Source organism: Corallococcus interemptor, from assembly GCF_003668875.1.
Lineage (GTDB): Bacteria > Myxococcota > Myxococcia > Myxococcales > Myxococcaceae > Corallococcus > Corallococcus interemptor.
On record NZ_RAWM01000081.1, the window covers coordinates 14,724 to 39,989 of the forward strand.

11 protein-coding genes are annotated in these 25,266 nt (G+C 69.5%); 8 read left to right on the top strand and 3 right to left on the bottom strand.

The window, feature by feature from the left end; all coding sequences use genetic code 11:
• The first annotated feature begins 79 nt into the window (after nt 1-79).
• The 5 genes from D7X96_RS25345 to D7X96_RS25365 all read left to right on the top strand — a co-directional run bounded on the left by D7X96_RS25345 (nt 80) and on the right by D7X96_RS25365 (nt 17,637).
• Entirely contained in the window at nt 80-12,355 is a 12,276-nt protein-coding gene (locus D7X96_RS25345) for a tetratricopeptide repeat protein (protein ID WP_121770931.1), read from the top strand.
• Nucleotides 12,356-12,491: 136 nt separating this feature from the next.
• Nucleotides 12,492-14,600, top strand: a complete 2,109-nt coding sequence (gene gltJ / locus D7X96_RS25350) for an adventurous gliding motility protein GltJ (protein WP_121770932.1) — start codon at nt 12,492-12,494, stop codon at nt 14,598-14,600.
• Between the two features lie 236 nt (nt 14,601-14,836).
• On the top strand, nt 14,837-15,733 hold the full coding sequence (locus tag D7X96_RS25355; RefSeq protein WP_121770933.1) for a hypothetical protein: 897 nt from the start codon (nt 14,837-14,839) through the stop codon (nt 15,731-15,733).
• A 221-nt stretch (nt 15,734-15,954) separates the two neighbouring features.
• Nucleotides 15,955-16,434, top strand: a complete 480-nt coding sequence (locus tag D7X96_RS25360) for a toxin-antitoxin system YwqK family antitoxin (protein WP_121770934.1) — start codon at nt 15,955-15,957, stop codon at nt 16,432-16,434.
• 102 nt (nt 16,435-16,536) lie between these two features.
• On the top strand, nt 16,537-17,637 hold the full coding sequence (locus D7X96_RS25365; protein WP_208647374.1) for a TIGR04552 family protein: 1,101 nt from the start codon (nt 16,537-16,539) through the stop codon (nt 17,635-17,637).
• A 75-nt stretch (nt 17,638-17,712) separates the two neighbouring features.
• Here the strand turns inward: D7X96_RS25365 and D7X96_RS25370 are convergent, their stop codons facing one another.
• A complete protein-coding gene (locus tag D7X96_RS25370; protein ID WP_158626629.1) occupies nt 17,713-19,827 on the bottom strand; it encodes an Ig-like domain-containing protein in 2,115 nt (704 codons plus the stop codon).
• Between the two features lie 174 nt (nt 19,828-20,001).
• Here D7X96_RS25370 and tnpA point away from each other — a divergent pair, with 174 nt between their 5' ends.
• Nucleotides 20,002-20,316: an IS66 family insertion sequence element accessory protein TnpA gene (tnpA, locus tag D7X96_RS25375; protein ID WP_121770937.1), complete on the top strand. Its 315-nt coding sequence runs from the start codon at nt 20,002-20,004 to the stop codon at nt 20,314-20,316.
• A 157-nt stretch (nt 20,317-20,473) separates the two neighbouring features.
• Here the strand turns inward: tnpA and D7X96_RS25380 are convergent, their stop codons facing one another.
• Nucleotides 20,474-21,283 (bottom strand): ExeA family protein, encoded by an 810-nt coding sequence (locus D7X96_RS25380; RefSeq protein ID WP_121770938.1) that lies wholly within the window; start codon nt 21,281-21,283, stop codon nt 20,474-20,476.
• Between the two features lie 234 nt (nt 21,284-21,517).
• Between D7X96_RS25380 and istA the strand changes: the two genes are divergently transcribed.
• Nucleotides 21,518-23,107: an IS21 family transposase gene (gene istA, locus D7X96_RS25385; protein WP_121770939.1), complete on the top strand. Its 1,590-nt coding sequence runs from the start codon at nt 21,518-21,520 to the stop codon at nt 23,105-23,107.
• Nucleotides 23,094-23,861, top strand: coding sequence for an IS21-like element helper ATPase IstB (gene istB / locus D7X96_RS25390; RefSeq protein ID WP_121770940.1), 768 nt, complete (start codon nt 23,094-23,096; stop codon nt 23,859-23,861). Before istA ends, istB begins: the two co-directional genes overlap by 14 nt.
• A 102-nt stretch (nt 23,862-23,963) precedes the next feature.
• Here istB and D7X96_RS25395 read toward each other — a convergent pair whose 3' ends face one another.
• The gene (locus D7X96_RS25395) at nt 23,964-25,166 is read right to left on the bottom strand and encodes a DDE-type integrase/transposase/recombinase (RefSeq protein ID WP_158626630.1); all 1,203 of its coding nucleotides are present in this window, start codon (nt 25,164-25,166) and stop codon (nt 23,964-23,966) included.
• Between the last annotated feature and the right edge of the window lie 100 nt (nt 25,167-25,266).

A 25,266-nucleotide genomic window follows, 5' to 3' on the forward strand; every position in this document is an offset into this window, starting at 1 on the left:
TTGCCCGGGGGCGCCCGTGGCCGGTACACTCCGGCCGCTGGCGCCCTCGTTTCATTCCCCCTTTTGTCCAACGAGCCTCATGGAACAGCCTTCCGCCCCTGCGCGTCCCACGTTGCGTGTGACCGACGACCGCTCCTTCGTTGAAACCGAAGCGGCCCTGGAGAAGACGGGCCGTGTCGAGGAGCTGATCCGCCTCTACGAGGGGCGCTCGCGGGACGTTCCCACGGAGGAGGCCGCGCGCCTCCTGTGCCGCGCGGCGGAGCTGGCGCATGAGCGTCAGCGCAACGCCCCGCGCGCGGAGGACCTGCTCAAGCGTGCGCTGCTGGTCGCGAAGGATCCGATGCCCGCGCTGCGCGGTCTCAAGCGGCTGCATGAGATCCGCCAGGACTCGTCGTCGCTCGTGGACGTGCTGGAGCGGCTGGGCGCCGCGACGCAAGGCGAGGAGAGCGCGGGCCACTACCTGAAGGCCGCGGACCTGTACGAGCAGAAGCTCTTCCGGCGCGACCGCGCGGTGCTGTGCCTGCAGCGCGCGGCGCGGGTGAAGCCGGACCGCGCGACGTTCCGGCGCGTGCGTCAGCTGCTGCTCTCGGAAGAGCGCTTCCAGCCTGCGTTCGAGGCGCTGCAGCGCGAGCGCGCGGCGCTGGGCGACGCGGGCATGGCGGAGGAGTACGCCGCGCTCGCGGAGCGGCTGGTGGACGACCCCACCGAGCACGCGCTGGCGCAGCAGGTGCTGGACGTGGCGCGGGAGCTGGATCCGCAGAACGCGCGCGCGGAGAAGGCGTCGCGCGCGATGCAGCGCTTCGAGCAGGTGTGGCGCGACAAGGTCCGCATGCTGCGCGGCATGTCGCTGGAGGAGCGCGACCGCAAGAGCGCCGCGCGCCTGTCGCTGCTCGTGGCGAAGCTGTTCGCCTGGTACGACCCGGGCTCCGCCGCCAAGGTGAAGGAGGCGTTGGACCGCTGCTTCCTCCTGTGGCCGGGCATGCCGGAAGCGCTCACGCTCATCGAGCGGATGGCGGGGCGCGCGGGCGACTACGGGCCGGCCATCACGCAGCTGGAGGCGATGGCGGGCGAGGCGCGCGACCGCACGGCGCAGGTGGACCTGTGGCTGCGCGTGGGCACGCTGAAGCTGGGCCGGATGAACGACGCGGCCGGAGCGCTGGCCGCCTTCGAGAAGGCCGTGGCGGCGGATGCGTCGCGCGCGGACGCGGCCAGCCTGGCCGCGGAGCTGATGCTGGGCCAGGAGCGCTACGCGGACGCGGTGGCCACGCTGGAGCGCTACCTGGGCACGGTGAAGGACCGCGCGCAGCAGGCCAGCCTGCGCCTGCGCCTGGCGGACCTGTGCATGCAGCAGCTGAAGGACGCGGACGCGGCGCGCGCGCACCTGGAGGCGGCGCTCAAGCTGGAGCCCACCAACGCGCTCGCGGCCTTCCAGCTGTCGCGCCTGCTGGCCGAGGACGAGAAGCTGGACGAGGTGCTGCCGCTGCTGGAGCTGGCCATGCTCGCCCCGCGTCCGCGCGCCGAGCGCGTGGCGTTCTGCGAAGCGCTGGCCCTGATGTTCGAGGAGCAGGAGAACGCGCGCGGCGCCTTCGAGGTGCTGGCGCGCGCGCTGGAGCTGGAGCCGGGGCGGCCGCTCTTGCTCAACACGGTGGTGGAGCACGCGGAGAAGGCCAACGCGCAGCCGGCGCTGGCGCACGCGCTGCTTCGCGCGGCGCAGGGGGCGACGCCTCCGGCCGTGGCGGTGGCGCTGTGGCGGCACCTGGCGCAGCTGCTCCAGGGGCCGCTGGCGGACCCCGTGCGGGCGGAAGCGGCGTGGCGCGAGGTGCTCTCGCGCGTGCCTGGTGACTCCGCGGCGAGCGAGGCGGTGAAGTCGCTGCAGGCGGCCGCGGCGCTGGCGGATGATCCGAAGACGCGGCTGGAGACGGACATCGCCCGTCGCGAGGCGGCCGGTGCCTCCCCCGTGGAGCTGGAGCCGTTCGTGCGCCAGTGGGTGCAGCTGGCGCCCGAGGACTCGCAGGCGGTGCAGCGGCTGCAGGCGCTGTGCGTGGCGCTGTCGAAGTTCGAGGAGGCGGCGGCGCTGGCGGGCAAGCTGGCGACGCTCTCCGAGTCGCAGCTGGAGCGCAACGAGTGGACCGCGCGGCAGGCGAAGCTGTACGCGGAGCGGCTGAACCGCCAGGAGGACGCGGCGGACCTGTTCCTCGCGCTGCTGGCGGAGAACGTCTCCACGGGCGTGGTGGTGGGTGGCCTGGAGCGGCTGGCGGCCGGCGGCGTGCGCACGGTCGCGCTGACCGAGGCCCTGGCGAACCACTACGGCCGCACGGGTGACCACCAGCGGCAGGTGGCGGCGCTCCAGCAGCAGCTGGACTCCACCACGGACGCGCCCACGCGCAAGCGGCTGCTGACGGTGCTGGCCAGCATCCATGAGAAGCAGCTCGCGGACAGCCGCGCGGCCTTCGACACGCGGCTGCGCATGGTGCGCGAGGAGCCGAAGGACGAAGCGGGCCGCGCGGAGACGGCGCGTCTGGCGCGCGACCTGTCCGCCCACGCGGAGCTGGGCCGGGTGCTGCGCACGCTGGCCACGGAGTCCGAGGACCCGGTCCTCGCCGTGCAGCTGCTCTCCGAGGCGTCGGTGCTGGCGGAGGAGGGCGGGATGGCGGCGGAGGCCATCACGGCGCTGGAGGCCGCGCTGGCGCGCTCGCCCGAGTCGCCGCAGGTGCTCCAGCGCCTGGTGCGCCTGTACGGGCGCGCGGGCCGCTCCGCGGACGCGGAGACGCTGCTGCGCAAGCGCATCCACGCCACGCGCGGGCCGGAGCGGTTGGAGCTGCTCCTGCGGCTCGTGGACCTGAACGTGGAGCTGGGCCGTCCGCAGGATGCGGCCGAAGCGCTCCAGTCCGCCATCACGCATGGCGGTGAGGAGGGCCGGCACCTGCCGCGCCTCGCGGAGCTCTACGAGAAGGCCGGCATGCAGCGCGAGCTGGGGGACACCCTGGCGCGGATGATTGGCCTGGCGGAGACGGCCGGTGACGCGGACCACGTGTCGCGGCTGAAGCTGCGCCGTGCGCAGCTGTTGCAGGGCTCGCAGGACGGCAGCGCGGAGGCGGTGCAGAGCTACGCGGACCTCCTGCGGCAGCGTCCGTCGGATCCGGACGCGCTCTCGGCGCTGGAGGCGATGCTGGCCTCGGGTCCGTCGCGCGAGGCGGCGGCGCGCGCGCTGATTCCGGCGTACGAGCGCACGAAGGAACACCGCAAGCTGGTGGCCACGCTGGACGTGCTCGCGGAGGTGGCTCGCGACGACGCCGGGCGTGTGCAGGCGCTGCGTCACGCGGCCCAGGTGCACCTGGCGCACCTGCGGCAGCCGGAGCTGGCGTTCGCGTCGCTCGCGCGGGCGATGCGTCTGGCGCCTGCCGACGGTGGGCTCCGGGCCGCCGCGCGTCAGGCAGCGGAGGACGCGGACTCGCTCGACAGCTTCGCGGAGATCCTCTCCGAGCTGACGGAAGAGGGCGACGTGGGACAGGCGCGCGCGGCGCTGCTGCGCGAGCTGGCGGAGGTGCAGGAGAAGAAGCTCGACGACCGGCCCGGCGCGGTGAAGGCGCTGCGCGCGCTGTTGGAGCTGGAGCCGGGCAACCTGGACAGCCTGCGGGCGCTGCAGCGTCTGCACCGCGCGGGTGAGGAGTGGGCGGCGCTGGCGGAGGTGCTGGAGAAGCTGGCTGCGGCCATCCAGGAGCCCGCGGATCAGCTCGTGTGCCTGCGCGAGGCCGCGCTGCTGCACGAGGCGAAGCTCACCGACAAGGAGAGCGCGGCGGCCGCGTGGCGCGCCATCGCGGAGCGCGACCCGGCGCAGCGTGAGGCCGCCACCGCGTTGGATCGCCTCTACACGGACCTCAACCGTCCCAAGGACCTGGCGTGGACGCTCGCGCTCAGGCGCAACCAGGAAGGCCAGAGCCCGCAGGGACGTGAGGTGTCCTTCCGCCTGGCGGAGCTGTTGCGCACGGTGCTGGACGACGCCAACGCGGCGCTCGGCCTCTACAAGCGCATCCTCACCGAGGACCCGGGCCACCCGGGCGCGAGGGCCGCGCTGGAGGCCTGGGTGAAGGCGTCGGTGCCCACGAGCGGCGCGGCGCTGGAGGTGCTGGACAAGGTGCTGGCGCAGGTGGGCGACCATGCCCGCCGCGTGGCGCTGCGCGAGACGCGGATGGAGTCCGCGCTCACGGTGGAGAAGATCATCCTCGCCGGAGAGGTCCGCCGCATCTACGAGCGCGACATGCAGCAGCCGTCGCTCGCGTTCATGGCGGCGGTGAAGGCGTTCGCCAACGACCTGGACCGCGAGGGCGTGCGTCCGGACCTGGAGCGGCTGGCCCGCGAGACGGGCTCCCACGAGGTCCTGGCGGAGATCTACGAGAGCGCCGCCGTGGATCTCACCACCGGCGATCCGGTGATGCTGGACCTGCTGCGCCGCGCGGCGGAGCTGCGTGAGAGCCTGGATCAGCCGGAAGAGGCCACCCGCCTCTGGAAGAACCTGCTGGCGGACGCACCGCAGGACCGCCAGGCGCTGGAGGCGCTGTCGCGGCTCTACGAGAAGGGCCAGAACGCCAAGAGCCTGTCGGAGGTCTACGCCCGCCAGGCGCAGCTCTCCACCGACCCGGAGACCCGGCTCGGCCTGCTGCTCAAGGCCGGCGAGGCCTACGCGAGCGCGGGCGAGGACGCGAAGGCCATCGAAGTGCTTCGCTCCGCGCTGGCCCTCCGCAAGGTGCCCGAGGGGCTGCTCGCGCTCGACAAGCTGTACGCGAAGACGCGCCACTTCGTGGAGCAGGCGGATGTGCTGGATCAGCTCGCGGAACTCGCGCCGGACGAGCCCGGGCGCCGCGCGTACCTGCTGCGCCGCGCGCAGCTGCTGGAGAAGGAAGTCGGCCCCACGGAGGCGCTGCCGGTGTACCGCCGGCTGCTGGAGCTGTCGCCGGGCGACGGCCAGGTGGTGGCTGGCCTGGAGCGCCTGCTCGCGCACGACGGCCCCCGCCTGGAGGCGGCGCGGCTGCTGGAGCCCGTCTACCGCGGCCTCAATGACACGCGGAAGCTGGTGGACGTGCTGGAGGTGCTGTTGCCGGGCGTGCCGCCGGAGCAGCGCCTGGAGCGGCTGCAGGAGATCGCCATCCTGCGCGAGGGCCTGGGCCAGACGTCGCTGGCCTTCGTCGCGCGCCTGCGCGCGTTCAACGAGCTGCCCGCGGAAGCCGGCGTGCGCGACGAGCTGGAGCGGCTCGCGGCGGACTCGGGTTCCTTCGAGGAGGTGGCGGCGGCCTACGAAGACCAGCTGGAGCGCGACCCCGCGGAGCCCCTGGCGGGCGACCTGTGGCGGCGCCTGGCGGCCATCTACGACAACCGCCTGAAGCGCTACGACCTGGCGGTGCGCGCGCTGGAGCAGGTGAGCCGGCGCGACCCGATGAACAAGCCGGTGCTGGAGGCCATCGCCCGCGTGCATCGCCGCACGGGCGCGCACCGGGAGCTGGCGCTCGTCATGCGCCGTCAGGTGGCCGCTGAGACGAATCCGTCCTCGCAGATCAACCTGCTCTTCGAGCTGGCGCACCTGGCCGAGGAGACGCTGGCGGACAAGTCGCTGGCGGCGCAGGCGTACCGCGAGGTGCTGGAGCGCCGGCCGGAGAACGCCAACGCGCTGAAGCTCTTGGGCCGCGTGCTCGCGGACATGGAGCGCTGGGCGGAGCTCGCGCAGCACGTCGAGCGTGAAATCCAGATGGCGGACGCGCGCGACGCGCAGGAAGAGGCGTCCGACCTGCGCGTGCGCCTGGGCCGGCTGAAGGTGTCGCGCCTGGATGATCCGCGCGGCGCGCTGGAGCTGTACCAGGCGGTGCTCGCGCGGCGCGCGGGCCACCCGGGCGCGGTGGGCGCGCTGGAGGAGCTGGCGCGTTCGGAGAGCCCGCTGCGAGGCGCGGCGGCGCACGCCCTGGAGCCCATCTTCGCGTCGGTGGGCAACCACCTGAAGCAGGTGGAGATGCTGGAGTCGCGCGTCTCCGCGGAGCCCGTGCCGCAGGAGCGGGCCGCGCTGCTGCGCCGCATCGCGGACATCTACGCCACGTCGCTGGAGAACGCGGAGATGGGGTTCCTCTCCGCCACGCGCGCGCTGCGCGAGCTGCCGGAGGACCCCCGCTCGCTGGAGCTGTGCATCCAGCTGGTGGACAAGGCGGAGGCGCCGGAGGAGCTGTGCGCGGTGCTGAGCGAGGTGGCCCCCAAGGCCAGCGACGCGGCCCGCGCGGAGCTGTACCGCGCGCTCGCCCGGATGCAGGTGGACCTGGGTGAGCCGGCGGAGGCGCTCCAGTCGTGGAAGCGCGTGCTGGAGCTCAAGCCCACGGACTCCGAGGCGCTGGACGGCACCGCGCGTCTGGTGGCCTCGACGGGCCGGCCCTCGGAGCTGCTGGAGGTGCTGCGCCGTCAGCTCGCGCTGTCGGAGGAGCCGGCGCGTCGCGCGGCGGTGCTCCACCAGATTGGCGCGTTGCAGGAGGAACAGCTCAAGGATCCGCTGGGCGCGCTGGCCACGTTCCGGCGCCTGCTGGAGCTGCAGCCGGATGACGCGGTGGCGCTCGCGCGCATGGACAGCCTCTGCCAGAAGCAGGAGCGCTGGCCGGAGCTCGCGGACGTCCTCGCGCGGCGCATCGCGCTGATGCCGCCGGAGGAGGGCCTGGAGCTGAAGTTCCGCCTCGCGACGGTGCGCGAGTCCAAGCTGCTGGACAAGGCAGGCGCGCTGTCGCTGTTCGGCGAGGTGCTGTCCGTGCAGCCCAACCACCCGGGCGCGGTGGGCCGCATGGAGGCCATCGTCGCGCGTGAGCCGCAGAACCTGCTCGCGGTGGAGACGCTGCTGCGCGCCTTCCGCGCGAGCGGTGACGTCACGCGGCTGGCGCAGCTGATTGAAACGCGCGTGGGCGTGTCGCCGGATGCCATCGAGCGCAAGCAGCTGCTCGGCGAGCTGGCCACGCTGCGCGAGACGCAGGGCGAAAGCGAGCTGGCCTTCCTCGCGCTCTACCGCGGCTTCAAGGAGGACCCGAACGACAGCGAGGTCCGCCGCCGCCTGGAGAACGCCACCGACGCCGCGGGCAGCTACGACGAGCTGGTGGTGCTGTACGAAGAAGCCCTGCCGCGCATCGCCGAGGCCGCCGACGCGGCCCAGGTGTGCCTCAAGCTGGGCCAGGTGCTGGAGACGCGCCTGCGTGACCCGGACCGCGCGGTGTCCTACTTCGAGCGCGCGCGCACGCTGCACACGTCCGTGCAGCAGGCCTCGCTCGTCGCGTTGGACCGCCTCTACCTGCACCTGGAGGCGTGGCCGGAGCTGGCCGGCGTGCTGGAGGCGCTGGCCACCGGCGCGACCCAGCCCGCGGACAAGATCGGCTTCCTCTTCCGCCTGGGGCAGCTCTACCAGGAGCGGATGGACAGCCCGGACCGCGCGGCGAGTGCGTACGAGGCAATCCTCGCGCTGGATCCGTCGCACCTCGCGTCGGCACGGCTGCTGGAGGGCATCTACGAGGGCGCGGGCGCGTCCGAGAAGCTCTACGCCATCCTGAAGCTCCAGGCGGACAAGGTCACCGGCAGCGAGCGCGACCGCGTCCTCGGCAAGATGGCGCAGGTGTCGGCGGAAGGCCTGTCCGACCTGGGCCGCTCCATCGACCTGTACCGCGAGCTGCTGGCGAAGAACCCGCGCAACGAGCAGGTCTTCTCCGCGCTGGAGTCGCTGTACGAGCGCGCCGGCCGTCCGCAGGACCTGCGCGAGATGCTCGAAGGCCGCCTGGCCATCACGCTGGATCCGCGTGAGGTGGTGCGCCTCAACGAGCGGCTGGGCCGCGTGGTGTACCGCCTGCTCAAGCAGCCGGAAGCGGCGGTGCCGTACTTCAAGGCGGCGCTGGACCGCGACGCGCGCCACCGCGGCGTGCTGGACACGCTGCGCGAGCTCTACGACGAGACGGGCCAGCGCGAGGAGCTGGTGGGCATCCTGCGCCGCCTCATCCCGCTGCAGGACAGCAGCGACGGCGTGAAGGCGCTGCGCCTGCGGATGGCGGAGGTGCTCGCGGGCATGGGCCGGCGCGAGGAGTCGCTGGACGCGGCCCGCCGCGCGCTGGAGGTGGAGCCGCACGCCGTCTCCGACCTGGAGCGCGTGTACGCGCTGTCCGTGTCGCTGCGCGCGTGGAACGACGCCGTGCGCGCCCTGGAGCTCAAGGTCCAGGTGCACCTGGCGTCCGAGGAGCGCGACCCGGCCATCGCCGCGTACTTCACGGTCGCGGACCTGTGGGAGGGGCAGGGCGGCAAGCCGGAGCTGTCCGCCGGCGCGCTGGAGAAGGTGCTGGAGCTCGACCCCGCCAACCGCACCGCCTACGAGCGCGTGTGCGCGCTGTACCGCACGAACAACGACTGGCGCGCCTACGCCACGGTGATGGACCGCTACATGCCCCACCTCGTCACCGACGAGGAGAAGATGGCGGCGCTGCGGGAGATCGCCCGGGTGCAGGAAGAGCGCCTGGGCCAGAAGGACGTGGCCTTCCTGGCGCTCTGCCGCGCGCTGCAGCTGGACGCGGCCGAGGACGCGCTGCGCGAGGAAGTGGAGCGCCTGGCGGACGAGACGGGCAGCCACGAGGAGCTGGCGGCGGTCTACGAGGAGGTCGCGGACGAGCTGCCGCGCGGCCCGCTCGCGGAGCGCATCTACGCCACGCTCGCGCGCATCCACGACTCGCGGCTGGATGATCCGCAGGCCGCGGAGGCCGCGTTCCGGAAGATTTTGGAGTTCGACCCCACCAACGCCACCGCGCTGGACGGCCTGGCGGCGGTGTTCCAGCGCCGCGGCCGCGACCGCGAGTACGTCGTCGCGCTGGAGCAGAAGCTGGAGGCGGCGGGCTCCATCGAGGCGCGCAAGGGCATCCTCAAGGAGATCGCCCGCGTCTGGGACGAGACCCTGGACGACCCGACCGAAGCGGCCAGCGCCCTGTTGCGTGCGCTGGAGCTGGAGCCGGACCTGGAGACGCTCGGCGTCCTCACGGCCCTCTACCGGCGCGGCAACGCGTACCGCGACGTGGCCACCACGCTGCTTCGCGCACGCGACCTGTCGGCCAGCAACGAGGAGCGCGCGCGCATCCAGGTGGAGGTGGCGACCGTCTACGAGCGCGACCTCAAGGACGACGAGTCCGCGGTGTCCGCCAACCGCATGGCGCTGGAGTTCGACCCGTTCAACCGCGACGCGCTGGAGGCGCTGGAGCGGCTGCACACGCGGTTGGATCAGCCGGCGGACCTGCTCGCCATCTACGAGCGGATGCTGGAGCTGTCCCAGGACTACCGCGAGAAGGTCCGCGTCCTCTTCCGCAGCGCGACCATCTGGGAGGACACGTACCAGAACCCGGCCAACGCCGACGCGTGCATCGAGGGCGTGCTCTCCATCGACCCGCAGAACGCGCAGGCCATCAAGTCCCTCATCCGCCTGCGCCGCGCGCAGTCGCGCTGGGAGGACCTCATCCTCGCGTACGAGCGGCAGCTCGCGCTCGCCACCAGCCCGCAGGAGCAGGCGGAGCTGTACGTGGACATCGGCAACGTGCAGTACCAGAACCTCAAGGCCGTGGACCGCGCGGTGAACAGCTACCACGCGGCGCTCGCCACGGACCCCGAGTCCCGTCCCGCGCTGCACGCCCTGGGCAACCTCTACGAGCGCAGCGGCAACTGGCCCTTCGCGCTGGAGATGCTGCAGAAGGAAGCGCAGGTCGTGGGCAGCGACCCCAAGGCCGTGGAGCTGTGGCACCGCCTGGGGAAGATCAACGAGGACATGCTCGCGGACATGGCGAGCGCCAGGAACGCGTACCAGCAGGCGCTCGCCATCGACCCGGGCCACCTGCCCACCATCCGCGCCCTCAAGGGCATCCAGGAGCAGGAGCAGGACTGGAGCGGCTACGAGCAGACGCTGCTGCAGGAGGCGCAGCAGACGGATGATCCGGCCGCCAAGGGCAAGGCCCTGCTGGACGTCGCGCGCTACCACGCGGAGACGCGCAAGGACCGCGAGACGGCGACGCCCTACTGGGAGGAGACGCTCAAGCACATCCCGGACAGCCTGGAGGCGGCGCACCCGCTGGCGGTCGTCTACATCGAGCGCGAGGACTGGGCGTCCGCGGAGCGGATGCTGGACATCGTCACGCGCAAGATGGCGGAGAAGGCCATGGCGGAGAAGGACGCCGCCATCGCGCAGGACCTCTGCCGCCAGCTCTACCTGCTGGGCTACGTGACGGAGAAGCTGGGCCGCAGCGACAAAGCCCTCTCCTCGTACGAGAAGGCCTACGGCCTGGACGCCACGTACCTGCCCGCCCTGGAGGGCTACAGCAGGCTGCTGGTGCAGGCGAAGCGGTTCGAGGACGCGCTCAAGGTCTTCCAGACCATCCTCATCCACCACCGCGAGGCGCTGCCGGACCTGGAGGTCGTGGAGATCTACTGGCAGCTGGGTGACGTGCACGCCGCCCTGGGCCAGACGGACCGCGCGCAGAACCACTTCGAGAAGGCGCTCGCCATCGACCCGCAGCACGAGCAGACACTGCGCTCACTGGTGGCGCTGATGGACAAGGCGGGCAACTACGAGAGGTCCGCGGAGCTGCGCCAGGATCTCGTCAACAGCCTGGAGGGCGAGGCCAAGGTCAAGGTCTACCTGGAGCTGGGCCGCATCGCGCGCGATCAGCTGAGTGACCCGTACATGGCCATCGACGCGTTCACCGGCGCGCTCAAGACGCAGCCGGACGCGCCGGAGGTGATGGACGCACTCTACCGCCTGCTGGTCGAGACGCGTCAGGGCCAGAAGGCCGCGGACGTGCTGGGCCGCATGCTGGCCTTGCCCGCGCTCGCCCTGGAGCCGCACAAGGCCAAGCGCGTGTGGTTCGCGCTCGGAGTGATCCGCCGCGACGAGCTGAAGGACGTGGAGGGCGCGACTCAGGCCTTCAACGCCGCGCTCGACCTGGACCACCGCTTCATGGAGGCCTTCGTCGCGCTGGAGGCGATGCTCGGCGGCGCGCGCCAGTGGAAGGTGCTGGAGGAGAACTACACGCGCATGCTCGTGCGTCTGCCCAAGACGCCGGACACCAACCCGCGGCGCATGACGCTGTGGCGCGCGCTGGGCGATCTGTACCTCCAGGGGCTCAAGGACCCGGAGGGCGCGGTGGCCGCCTACGGCGTCGCGGCGAAGGGCTTGCCGGACGACGCGTCCATCCAGGAGACGTTCGCGGAATTGGCCGGCAAGATGCCGGGCCGCGAGGAAGAGGCCATCGTAGCGCTGCGCCGCGCGCTGCCGAACACGGGGAACCCGCGCAAGGTGGTGGGCGCCCTGGCGGAGCTGTCCGCGAAGCGCAAGGACTACGACGCCGCGTGGCTCGCCGCGCAGGCGGTGTCGGGCCTCCTGGGCGAGGTGGGCGAGACCGAGCAGGAGATCCTCACCAAGCTGGGGCCCTACGCGAAGAACAAGGAACTGGCGCAGCGGCCGCTGACGGACCGGCTGTGGCAGACCGCGCTCTTCCACCCAAAGGTGCGCGGGCCCCTGTCCGAGCTGCTCGGCCTGCTCTTCGAGAAGGCCGGCCACCTGTACGCGGTGCCCTTCCCGCAGTACCAGCTGGTGCCCAAGCGCCACCGCATCGACGTGGCGACGGCGCAGGAGTACCACGTCAACCACTACCGCTACGTCGCGCGGCTCTTCGGCATGGAGGCGGTGGAGCTGTACTCGCCCTTCCTCGTCGCCACGCGTGAGCGGCTGGCGAAGCGCTCCAACGAACCGGCCCCCGAGCCGCTCGTGAACGTGGACCTGCTCCAGACGCATCCGGCGTGTGTGCGTGTGGGCGGCAAGTACTTCGCGGAGCAGGGCCAGAAGGAGGTGTACTACCTCCTGGGGCGCACCCTGGCGCTGGCGCGTCCGGAGCTGGCGTTCAGCCAGCGCGTCGCGCCCGAGCGGCTGGAGGCCGTGGTGCAGGCCGCGCTCAGCTTGGTGGTGGGCAACGTGCGCTACACGGTGGATCCGCGGCTGGTGGACGTGGAGCGGCAGCTGCTCCACAAGAGCCTGAGCGAGCCGGACCGGGCCGCGCTGGCGAAGGTCGCGAGGGCCTACCTGCCCACGGCGACGCCGCAGGATGTGCGCACGTGGCTGGAGGGCGCGGAGCTCACCGCATCACGCGCGGGCCTCTTCGCGGCGGGCGAACTGGAGCCCGTGCGCCGCATGGTGCAGGGTGAGACGGGGTCCGCCTTCCGCGTCGCCCCACGCACCAAGCTGCGGGAGTTGCTGGTGTTCGCGACCTCCGAGGACCTGCACGAGCTGCGTGTGGCCGTTGGCACACACGTCGAGATCCAGGTGCGAAAGTAAAGCCCTCAGACCGCAACGAGGGTTCACGCGTTGAAAGCAGGCGGGCGTTCAAGGCAGGTGTCCTTGATCTCCGCCTGGAGCCACTTCTACGATTCAGACGGGATTTCGCCCGTCATTTCTGAGGCTTACGGGAACGATGCGTTTCGTCTGCGACAGCTGCCGCGCGCAGTACATGATCAGCGACGACAAGGTTGGCCCGAAGGGGGTCAAGCTTCGTTGCAAGAAGTGTGGTCACACCATTCTGGTGAGGCCCGCCGGTGCATCGGCGGCGAAGGAGGGCGGGGCGGAGGCCACCGCCGCCACTGAGGCCAAGAGCAGCGCGGATGCGAACGCGCCCCGCATCGTGGAGTCGTCTGGCACGGGTCTGCCCGCCACGCTGGGCACGCCGCCGGAAGGCGGCCTCTTCACGGACGTGGAAGAGGATGAGATTGGCGCGGTCTTCGACCAGGTGCTGAGCACCGGCTCGCAGAAGCTCAAGGCCGCGGAAGCCGAAGCGGAGGCCAAGGCCGCGAAGGCGGAGGCCGTGCGCAAGCTCGCCGAGGCCGAATCCGCCGAGCCGACCGCGGAGGAGAAGGCCGCCGCCGCGACGCACGAGTGGTACGTCGCCATTGACGAGAAGCAGGTCGGCCCCTGGACGGTGGAGAAGGTGAAGGACGCCTGGGACCGCGGCGAGGTGGGCCCGGACAACCTCTGCTGGCGCTCGGGCTTCAGCGACTGGATTCCCCTGTCGGAGACGGCGGAGCTGGCGTCGGTGCTGGCGCCGCGTCCGGCCAAGCCGGTCATCGTCGCGCCCGCGCCGGTGTCCACGTCTTCGCCCACGCTTCCCGCCGGTCCGGTGGAGTCCGCCTTCAGCGCGGGCGCCTCGCGTCCGGGCGCGGGTGGCAACTCGGCCGTGGCCGAGGAGCCGGTGGGCTGGAAGCCTTCCGCCGCGAGCGTGCTGGCCTCGCTGGTGAAGGAGGAGAACGACGCCCTCAGCAAGCCGCCGCCGCGTCCGGCGCCGTCGCTGGAGCGCGAGCCGTTGTCCCAGTCGCGCCTCCTGGACGTGCCCATGCCGCCGCCGGAGCCGGTGTCGTCTCCGTCGATGCCTGGGGCCATGATGGCCCCTGCGCCCCAGGCCTACGCGGCGCCGCAGCCGCAGGGCTACGCGCCGCAGCAGCCGGTGCAGCAGCCGTACGCGCCGCAGCCGCAGGCCTACGCGCCGCAGCAGCCGCAGATGCCGTACGGGCAGCAGCCGCAGGGCTATCCGCCTCCGGGCTATCCGGCGGCCTACCCGCCGCCCGCGGCGGCACCCTCGGGTGGCAAGGGCCGCACGGGGATGATGGTCGCGGTGACGGCGGGCGTGCTGGTGATGGCCGGCGCCGCGGTCGTCTTCGTCGCGCGCGGCAATTCGTCCGAGCGCCCCGCCGAGCAGCCGGTCCAGGTCGCGACCGCGCCGACGCCCAAGGCGGAGATGCCGCCCATGCCGCCGCCTCCCGCGGCGGTGCAGACGCCTCCTCCGGCGGCGGCGACGCCTCCGGCTGCCACGACGCCCGCGGAGGGCACCGCGGCCGCTGCCACGGGGACGCCTGCCGCCCCTGGCACTCCGCCCGCGGCGGGCGGAACGCCTCCTGTCGCCGCGGCGACGGCTCCGGCCGCCACGCCTGCGCCTCCTCCGCCCACGGCGGCGGTGCAGCCTGCCTCCACGACGCCCAACATGGGCACGGCGGTGGCGAAGGTGGATTCGCGCAACCATCGCAAGACGGGCTCCGGCGGAAGCCGCGGCTCCCAGCGGGACGAGGACGAGGGCGACGCCATCACCGTGTCGAAGCCCTCCGGGTCGTCGTCCGCTTCGTCGTCGAGCTCCGGTGGCGGGGATGACGACTTCGACGAGCTGTTCGGCACGAAGAAGCCGGCGGCCGCGAAGCCGGCGACCAAGCCGACCGCGACGGCCTACATCCCGCCCGAGCCGGGCGGTGGCACGCTGGATCGCCTGCAGCAGTCGGACATCATGCAGGTGGTGCTGAACAACAAGCCGGCCATCGTGAAGTGCGTGAACGAGCAGAAGCAGAAGGACCCGTCGCTCAGCGGCAAGCTGGTGATGCGCTGGACGGTCCAGACGAGCGGCAAGACGACCAACGTGTCGTGCCGCACGGACGAGTTCCGCTCGAGCTACATGGCCACGTGCATCACGGGGCTCATCAAGAGCTGGTCCTTCCCGAAGCACCAGAAGCAGGGCGAGCCCATCGACTTCCCGTTCACGTTCTGAAGTCCAGGAGTGACATCGCCGTCACGTATGACGGCGATGTCGCTGTGCCGTGCGGCTGGATTGTGCGCTTTCGTGAACAGTGAATTTCCCCCGGTCTGGGCCGTGGGAAGGTCGTCGACACTCGTTGACACGTCTGGAGCGGGGAGACTAAAGCCCGCTCGACCTAAAAACCCGGTGTCTGGACTCACGTGGCCGGAGACACCGGGCGACGTAATTCATCCAGGAGGAAGTTCCGAATGCAGCTGCGCAAGATGATGGTGATGCTCGCCGCTTTGAGCTCGATGAGCCTGGCCCTGACGGCCTGTGGCGATGATCCGACGACGGTCGAATCCTGTACGTCGGACACCGACTGCTCCTCCGGTTTCTGCAACACGGCCGCCGGCGTGTGCATGGACACCTGCGAGAGCGGCTCGGACTGCCCCGACACCGAGAAGAACTGCGCGCCGCTCGCGGGTTCGTCCAACACGCAGAAGGTCTGCCAGTGCCAGACCAACCAGCTGTGCAACACGGACGACTCCACGTCCCTGGTTTGCGGCACCGTCTCCAAGCGCTGCGAGGAGCCCGGCTCCACGCCCGCGGGCTGCACCAAGGACGCTGACTGCGCCGCCGGCAACACCTGCAACACCTCCACGGGCGTGTGCAGCCCGGCCGCGGCGACCTGCACTGGTGAGGGCAAGTCCACCTGCGCCTACGGCAATGCCTGCTACAGCAACAAGTGCGATGCGCCCCCGGCCCCGACCTGCGAGAACTACCAGAACTTCGGCAACAAGGCCGCCCTGGGCACCACGGGCCCGATCATCTTCAAGGTCGAGACCATTGGCGCAGCAATTGACACTGGCTATTGCCAGGACCCCAGTGCTCCGAAGCGCGCGAGGGTTACGCTCTCCGCGTATTCGAGCACGCCATTCCCGCAGACGGCTAAAGAGCTGAACGGCTTCTTGTACGTCAGGGTCAATGGCACCACCCTCACTCCTTCGGTGAGTAGCTCTTCTGGCAACTACACGGTGTCGGGTGCCAATCGTGAGCGCGCCGATATCATCATCAGCACCTGCGTTGCTGAATCGAGCAACACGACCTCCCTGGGGTATTACTTCACGGGTGGCAATTTCTACTGCTATCAGTCCAACTATTAGTGGGGCTGATTAGCGGCCACTAGTGCTGGCTGCTGGTCGAGTAGTGAAGTTCTGCAGCCCCGCCCAAGTACTATTGGGCGGGGTTGTTTGTTTCCGTTCACGGCATGGGACTTCATGGAGCGAAGGCCTCTTATGTCTGGATGGAACATGAATATTGTCTGGTGTTTTCTCGTCTTGCTGAATGCGCGCGGGCATTCCGGCGACTTTGAAAAGGAGACTCCATGCAGTCCAAGAAACTGATGCAGATTTTCGCGTTGGGGCTTTCACTTGCAGCGCCGGTCGCGTCCGCTGCGGATTCCACGGTTCAGTTGACTTGCCCTGCGGGCACGAAGCAGGCTGGCTCTAAAGAAGAAGGGCTCTTCTGTCGCAAGTTGTCCGACTCTAGTGGGCGTATGGCTGAGGGCCCCTACCGGTCGTTCCACGCCAACGGCAAAAAGGCTGCTGTGGGGCAGCTTTTGAACGGTCTTCAGACTGGAACTTGGTACTTCTACGACGAAGCCGGCAATCAGTACGGCAAGACGGAGTTCCGTGAGAGCAACTACCATGGCACCCGGGTGCTCTACTTCGCCAACGGCAATCCCCACTTCATCGAGCAGTACCAGAACGGCCTGAAGGATGGCGTAGTGCAGGAGTTCAGCGAGGACGGCAAGATCGTTCGTGAGAGCCGCTTCGAGAAGGGCAAGGAAGTCGCCGCCAAGTAGCCAAGCGGCCGTGGTCAAGAGGGCCCCAGCCTGCTTTCCAGGCCGGGGCCCTTCGCATTGCGGGGCTTTTCCTTGGCCCTCCGGCCAGATAGGAACAACACCGTGAAGGCCCCTTCTCTAGTTCCAGTCCTCTCCGCTGTCCCTATCTGCACGGTGCCGCAGATGGGACTACGTGAACTTGAGCGTATCCGGCTCATCCTGAGAGGAGGCTCCGTCATCGACTGGCGACGCATGCACTTCCAGACTCGGGATGAGGTGGATCGGTTCTTGCGCCTTTGTCAGTTGGATGTGTCGAGGCCCTACGATGACTCCTGGGCTCGAACGGTGCTCGCCGATGCGGTGGAGTACCTGCGGAAGACCTTCGATTACCGGGTCGCGGACGCCGTAGCCCAGCCAGAAGAAATCCATGATCTCTTCTTATTCGCATCGGGTGCGAAGGGTCTTGCTCGCTACCGGCGGATCGCTTGCATCGTCCTGAAGGTGATGCACGTTATCCAGCACATCGAGGGCCGGGACCTGCTCTTCCGGCTTGCCGCCTCCGAGGCGGAATTGGCGGAAATGGTCACGGAGAAGGTGCTGGGGGTTGCCCGCGAAATGAAGGGGATGGGGCTACCCATCGTGGAGTTCGCCCACTCCATCAAGACGCGAGACTCTCTGATCACGAAACTGATCGCGAAGAAGGAAACCGTGGCGGCGCAGGTGTATGACCGCACGCGGTTTCGCGTCATCACGCGCAGGCGGGAGGACTTGCTGCCGGTTCTTTACTTCCTGACGCAGCGTTTGTTTCCCTTCAACTTTGTCGTACCGGGGCAGACGGAGAACTCGCTACTGCCGTTCAAGGGACTCCTAGCGGAGAACCCTCACTTCGAGCAGTTCATCCCACAACTCCACCTAGACCGGGACTTCGAGGACCGCGAGGACCGGACGGGGAATGCCTTCTCTGGAGATTCTTACCGGGTCCTCAACTTCGTCGTTGACCTTCCGCTGCGGATGGATCCGTATCTGCCGCCCCCAGAAAGTGACACGCGGCTCAGAAAGGGGCGAGTTACCTTCGCGCTTGTTGAGTTCCAAATCGCAGACGAAGAAACGGCCCGCAGGAATGAACTCGGAGACAACGCTCACGAAAGCTACAAACGACGGCAAAAGCGACGCGTCCTTAATCGGTTGAGCCGTGGACTGGTCGTGCCCAAGCGGCAGGGGTAACCAGTCAATCCAAAGGGCACTGCGGAGTTGTTTTGCGGGAGCACCCGCAGGCCCATTGGAACTCTGAGTTACTGGTTATCGGTTGAAACGGACAACATAAATACTGGCTGAGATGGCATCTGCTTCAGTCCATGCAATGAATGGCAGTGCTTCGGAGTTCAGAGTTGCTGATGGACCAGTCGCAGGGGTGCCAGCTGCGGTCAAGGCATTGAGTGGTGAGTCCATCGTCTGCCATGAGCTTGAAATCCATTGGCTGACCATGATGCTTCGTTCAGAATCAACGATTCCACTCCATGCCAACACATGGGGGCCTCCCTTTGCCAGCGCAATGCTTGGAGATGTATTTCCCGTTGATCGAGTTCTAATTGCGGCAGGGTTTGTCCAAGAGGCTCCTTCCCAGCGTGCCCAGTGGATTTTCCAGTCTGACTGAGGTGTTGCTTCGAACTCCTCCCATGCTACCCATGGGCGCCCGTTGCTATCGACGCCAATGGAAGGCGTGTTTGCGTCTTGCCCCAATGCCATGCTTCCAAGATATGGATCTTCGTTCTTGTGAACTGTGATGCTGTGGTGCTCTGTGTGGTCATTGTAAATTTCCGATGCAATGAAGACATCTCCGCCTGACGTGGTCGATGTTGCGTTGCCGGGGTTGTGCAGATAGGGGGCTTTGCTGAGCGTCCACGGCTGCTGCCAGTATGGCGTCTGCTGAAGTGATCGATAGTGTAGGATTGAAGTGCTTGCGGTGTCGTATCGTGAGACAGTAAGGCTGAGCGTGTTGTCAGGGCCAATGGAAAGACTTGGCTCAAAAAGCCGATCCAGGGCGGAGGGAGGCGTCGGTGAAGGTACTGATTCCCATTTCATGCCCGTCCAGCGTCGGATGAAGATTGTGCTGTCGTAACTGCTCCCCGTCGCCTCGTCCCACGCCACCACGGGTTCGCCATAAGCGTCAATGGCCAGCGTGGGATTTGCCGCATCTGTTCCGAGTGCAGTCAGTCCATTGAGAGGCGCGCCTAGCATGGTCCACGTCTCCCCACTCCAACGAGAAACGTAAACATTCTTGTTGGTTCCGTCTGACTCAACCCATGCAAGGATTGGACGGTCATTGTGATCTAGCTTGAGGATGACGCTCTCTGCCGACGTCGCGCCACCTGTTGCGCTTACGGCCCCGCCTAGGGGCAACCAAGTCGGCACGGAGAACGACCATGCCGGCGCTGCCACCACCCCATTGCCCGCCAGGTCCGTCAGGGCGCTCGCGGCGGCAGTGAAGTCCACTTGGACGGTGCTGGGCGCCGCCAGGGCGCTCAGCGGCGTCACGGTCAGCGTCTTGCCATCCGCGGAGAGGGCCACGGACTTCGCGATGGCCGCCCCGGTCCCCGTCTTGAGCCCCACGGCCGACTCCGTCACGGAGTTGGGGTTCATGGGCTCACTGAAGGTGACCTGGATGGCGTCGTGGACGCCCACGGTCGCCGCGTCCCTGGCCGGCAGGAAGGACGCCACGGTGGGTGCAGTCCGGTCCACGATGACCGTCCTGGGCGCGCTGATGAAAGCGGCTCCACCACGGGTCGCGCGGATGGACAGCTGGTACGTCCCCTCTGCCTCCGAGGTGGTGTCCCAGGTGAACGAGTAGGGACTCCCCGTGGGCTTCACCAGTACGGTGGTGTCCTTGAGGATCTCCGCCTGCTCGGCCGCGCCTCCCTCCACCGTGAACTGCAGGAGCAGGGGGCCTCGCGTGTACGCCTTGCCGGGCGTGGGCACGACCCAGTTCACCACCAGGTCCCCGGGCTTACCCACGGTCACCGCCACCGTGGCCTGCTTCGTCACCGTGCCGTTCTTGCCCTGCAGCGTCAGCGTGTAGGGGCCGGGCACGGTGCCCGCGCCCACCCGGATGCTCAGGGTTCCTCGCGTCTCTCCCCTGGGCAGGGTGAAGGACTGGAGCTCGATGCCCGCGGGCGGGGAGAGGAGGCTCCAGGTGACGGCGCCTCCGGTGGTGTCAGTCCAGGTGAGTTGGATGTCGCAGTCCAGGGTTCCTCCCGGGAGGACCTGCTCCTGGAGGGGGACCGCCGTGAAGGTGAAGTCCGCGTCGGGAGCGCCCGCGTCCTGCTTGGGCGGCTCTTCCACCAGCGGGGGAACGTCGATGCAGGCGGGGCTCAGGCCGATGCAGCCGAGCAACAACAGGTGTTTCAAGTTGGGCATGGGGGCGTGTTCTGCAAGGTCGGGACCGGCTCGGTCCCGAGGCGGAACACTGCCATACCCGTCCATGGCAGAGGACCCTCCGTCCGGACCTGGAGGCCTCCGGAGTAACCGTCCGGCCAACGACGTGCCGTGAGGGATTGCCGACGTAGCGGCGCGCAGCGGACGCTTCGGGGCATGGCGAAGCAGGTGGGGAAGCCGGAGTGGGCGCGCGTCGCGGAGGCCTTCGAGGCCAGCGGGCAGACGCAGCGGGAGTTCGCGTTGGCGCACGGCGTGCGGCTGAGCACGTTGCAGTCGTGGGTGTACCGGTTGCGGCGGAGCGCGCCGTCGCGAGCGGAAGCCGTGAGACTCTTGCCGGTGCAGGTGGCGACGAGTCCCGCGGCGACGGAGTCCCTGCTGGAGGTGGTGGCCGCGAGCGGAGCGCGGGTGCGCTTCGCCGTCGGGACGGACGTGGCGTACGTGGCCCGACTCGTCGCCGCGTTGGGGCGGTGAGGCGGCGATGTTTGCTGTTGCCGCGCATCTTTGTTGATGGCCGGGTGATCCGGCTGGTTGATGGCCATCGCTGGAGGCGCGCGTCAGCGCGCCGCGCAGCGTGATGGGCATCGGGGGCGAGCGCGCGTAGCGCGCAAGCCCGTGATGCGCTCAAGCGCTACGGCTCATCGATTCCGACGGTGTCGAGCACGCGGGCCAGCGCGTCGCGCTCCACCAGCTTCTTCCTTCGCCGAGCGGCCTCGCGCAGCGCCGCCGTGGCGAGCCGGTCCACATCGCGCAGCGCGCCACTGGCGGCCTCGTGCAGCATGGCCAGTGCGTCCGAGGCGAAGAGTTCGCGCTCGCACCCGGCACGGGCCAGCCGCACTCGAAGGTACTCAGCAGTGTCCTCCGGAGTGAGTGGCTCGATGCGCAGCCGGGTGTGCAGGCGCGAGTAGAGGCTGCGGTTGTGCCGACGCACCATCCGCGACTCCAGCTCTGGCAGCCCGACGAGGATGAGCGAGAGCAGCGCGCGTGAGTCCCACTGGTAGTTGAGGAGGATGTGCAGATGGTCCAGCACGTCCTGGTGGAGTAGGTGGGCCTCGTCCAGCAGGAAGACGGGGTGCAGCTTCTCGGCGCCCAGTTGCTCGACGTGCGTCGTGACGGAGTAGAAGACGGCGGCGGCGGTGGCCGACGGCTTGAGGCCGAGCGCCAAGCACAGCTGGCGGTAGAAGTCCCGGCGGCCCAGGGTGGCGTTGTGGCAGTACGTCAGGCGGAAGCCCTGGGCCGGCAGCCGGTGTCGCAGCGCTCGCAAGACGCACGTCTTGCCCACGCCCGGCTCGCCGGTGAGCACGACGCTGGCGCGGTTCTTCAGGGCCTCGCCCAACTCCTCCACGAGGGCGGCCTTGGAGGTGGGCAGCCAGAGGTCCGCGTCGGATACCTCCTTGGAGTGTGACGGGCCGGGGTAATGGATCGCAGTCGGGTCACCCAAGCTGTTCACAGCGGGGGCGGCCAAGCGGATCGCGACGGGGTCGGCCAAGCGGATCGCAGCGCGGAGCAACTGGGGCGGCGGTCCGTTCACCCTGGAGCTGGTTGGAAGAAACGCGGCCAGTAGGTGGGCTGAGCGCCTACCCGGCCAGTCATCCCGTGCATTCTCGCGCGTCCACGAGCACCGCCCCCGCGGTGCGGCCAGGGACGCGCGCGGATGAGCTACCGGAGAGTCGACATGGACAGGTTGAGAGAGTTGGTGCGGCTGCACCGCATGGGGACGGGTGCGCGCGAAGTGGCACGGCTGTTGGGCATGGGCCCGAATACCGAGAGGACGTACCGCGCGGCGCTCTCGGCGGCCGGGGTGCTGGAGGGCCCTGAGGACGAGGTGCCCGAGTTGGAGGTGCTCAAGGCGCTGGTGCAGGTGCACTTGCCGTCGAAGCTGCCACCGCAGCAGACCTCGTCACTGGTGGCGTGGCAGCAGCGTGTGGAAACGTTGCTCGGACAGGGGGTGGGCGCACGCGCCATCCACGACAGGCTGCGGCTGGAGGTGGAGGGCTTCGCGGCGAGCTACTCGGCCGTGAAGCGCATGGTGCGGCAGTTGCGCAAGGCCCAGGGCGTGCGGGCCGAGGAGGTCGCGATTCCTGTCATCACCGCGCCCGGAGAAGTGGCGCAGGTGGACTTCGGCTACGTCGGCCAGTTGCAGTGCCCACGGCAGAAGGTGCTGCGCAAGGCGTGGGTCTTCGTGCTGGTCCTAGCGCACAGCCGCTACCTGGTGGCCGACGTCGTCTTCGAGCAGTCACTGCCGACGTGGCTGCGGCTGCACGTCGAGGCGTTCGAGCAGCTGGGCGGCGTAGTGGAGACGGTGGTGCCGGACAACCTGAAGGCCGCAGTGCTGAGAGCGGCCTTCACTCCGGACGTGCCGTCCGCCCTCAATCGCAGCTACCGAGAGGTGGCGCGGCACTACGGCTTCAAGGTGGACCCGACGCCGCCGTACGCGCCCCAGAAGAAGGGCAAGGTGGAGGCGGGCGTCAAGTACGTGCAGTCCAACTTCTTCAAGGGCCGCCAGGGGCAGGACGTGGACGTCGTGCGCGCGGACTTGAAGAAGTGGCTGGCCCAGGTGGCCAACGTCCGGCGCCACGGCAAGACGGGCCGGCGCCCGGTGGACGTCTTCGGCGAGGAGGAGCTGCCCGCCCTGCGGCCACTGCCCACCCGGCGCTTCACCCCCGTCGTCTGGAAGCCCGCGAGAGTCCACCAGGACAGCCACGTCCTCTTCGACAGGCGCTTCTACTCGGTGCCCTGGCGCCTGGTGGGCAGCGACGTCTGGCTGCGCGTCACCGAGGCCAGCCTGGAGGTGTACGCGGACGACGTGCGCGTGGCCACGCACGCCCGGCGCGGCACGGGCCTCTACAGCACCTGCGAGGAGCACCTGCCCCAGCACCGCGCCGACCTGCGCCACCGCAGCCGCGGCTACTGGGAGGCACGCGCGGCGCAGCTGGGCGAGAAGGTGCTCACGTACGTGCGCGCCGTCTTCGACTCCGATGAGGTGTTGTCGCAGCTGCGCGCGGTGCAGGCCATCGTCACGCACCTGGAAGGCTTCCCGCCCGAGCGCGCACGCGCGGCCGCCCGGCGCGCCCACTACTACGGCACGTACAGCTACGGAGGCCTCAAGAACCTCCTGCGCCAGGGGCTGGACCTGCAGCCGCTCCCCCTGGCCCTCGCCGCCCCCGCGACGTCCTCACTTCCTCAGCCGCGCTTCGCACGCAGCGTGGCCGAGTTGCTGCACCACCCCGCCGTGCCCCAGGAGCCCGAAATTGAGTCCCACTGACGAGCTGATTCCCATGCTCAAGAAGCTGCGCCTGTCCGGCGTCCTCCAGTCGCTGCAACTGCGCACCCAGCAGGCCGTGGACGACAACCTCTCCCACTCCGAATTTCTCTACCGCCTCTTGGGCGACGAGGTGGAGCGTCGCGACTCCAAGCAGCTGTCGCAGCGCGTGCGCCGCGCGTCCTTCGAGCACGCCCGGACGCTCGAGGACTTCGACTTCCACTTCAACCCCAGCGTCCCCAAGGCCAAGGTGCTGGAGTTGGGCACGTGCGGCTTCCTGGAGCGCCACGACAACGTCCTCATCGTCGGCCCCACCGGCGTCGGCAAGTCCCACCTGGCCCAGGCCCTCGGCCACCGTGCCTGCCGTGCTGGCTACAGCGCCCTCTACGTCGGTGCCCACGAGATGCTCATGCAACTGCGAGCCGCCCGGGGCGATGGCAGCTACGAGAAGCGCCTCTTGCGCTTCACCTCGCCCGACCTGCTCCTCATCGATGACCTGGGCCTGCGCGGCCTGACGCAGGATGAACCGGTGGACCTCTACGAGGTGGTCCGCCAGCGGTACGAGCGCAAGAGCTCCGTCATCACCTCCAACCGCGCCATCGAGGAGTGGCCGCCGCTCTTTTGCGACCCGCTGATGGCCAGCGCCGCCATGGACCGGCTGCTCCACCATGCCCACGTCCTGGTCATCGAAGGCGACAGTTACCGCAATCCGCCCCCGGCTCGGCGGCGAAAGCCCTCCGCTACCGAGGCCCGTTAGGCACCAGGGCGATCCGCTTGGCCGACCCCAATCTCGTCAGCGCCGCGAACTCGAGCACCGGCTCCCTGACGAACTCACCAGGGCGATCCGCTTGGCCGACCCTCACGCGATCCATGCCCCCGGTCCTTGACAGTCCACCGGGCGCAGGGGCAGCCGCTGGCCGTCCACCTCCACCCAGGGCGCCGCGTCGGCGTCCGCCAGGGTGCGGCAGATGAAGACGAGGCGACCCGCCAGGTGGCCTGCGTCCAATTCGTAGTCCACGCCATCCAGCGCCACGGTGGTGTCGCGGCGCACGCGCCGGCGGATGCGCACGGTGAGCGCATCGGCCAGGACCTTCTCGTCCAGCCCATCCGGCGCGCGCGGGTGGGCCCCGAAGACGGACGCGGGCGTGCGGCCGACGAGACTCGAGTGCGCGGCGGCGTGGTAGTGCGCGTCGAGGAAGGCCCACAGCCGGACATTGACGTCGTGCAGGCTGGCCACCGGCCCCAGGAAGTCCAGGCAGCCTTCGCGCAGCGTGCGCCAGAAGCGCTCCATTTTTCCGCGCGCCGGGGCGTCGTAGGGCCTGGCGTGCAAGAGGCTGATGCCCAGGCGCGCGCACGCGGTGGCCAGGGTGTCACCGCGGTAGGTGGCACCGTTGTCCAGGTAGAGCGCGTCCGGCTTGCCGTGACGGCGCAGCGCGCGCACGAAGAGGCCCAGCATGTCCACCTCCCTCTCGGAGTGGTGGGCCTCCAGGGCGACGACGTAGCGGCTGGCATCGTCCAGCAGGGCGTGCACGCGCAGGGGACGGGACTTGCCGCCCACCTCGAGCGCGGGGCCGTGGCAGACGTCCCCATGCCACAACGCCATGGGGCGCTCCGCCTGCCACCGCAGGCGCGTGCGACTCCCCGCTGAGTCGCGCAGGGCCACCCTGTCCAGGCCCTCCTGGTGGAAGAGACGGCGGACGGTGGAGGCGGAGACGACGCCCTCTTGCATGCGCCCGTCGGCCACCAGCGTGCGCAGGATGAGGGCGACGGACGCCGAGGGGTGCTCACGGCGGATGTCGCAGAGCAATTCGCGCAGCGGCCCCGGCACCTCCTGCGCCCGGCCCTTGTCGCGCCGGGGCCGGGGTGTCAGTCCCACCAGTCCCCGCTTGCGAAAGGCGTAGTACCACCGCTCCAGCGTCGGCACCGAGAAGCTGCGCGTCGCGTCCGCCCCCGGGGGCCGGAAGCGCTGGGTGGAAAGCTGCGCGAGCGCCGCAGCCAGTTGGCCGCGGTCGAGCTCGGCTTGAGTCAGGGCGCCGATGACTCCGTGGCGAAAGACGGCCACGGCCTCTGAGTGAGAATTGGGAGACAGCTCGTCCATGCACTCCTCCAGGTAGCCCGCCGCGAGGAATGGGAGGGCGGGCCTGGGGCGGGAAGGTGCCGGG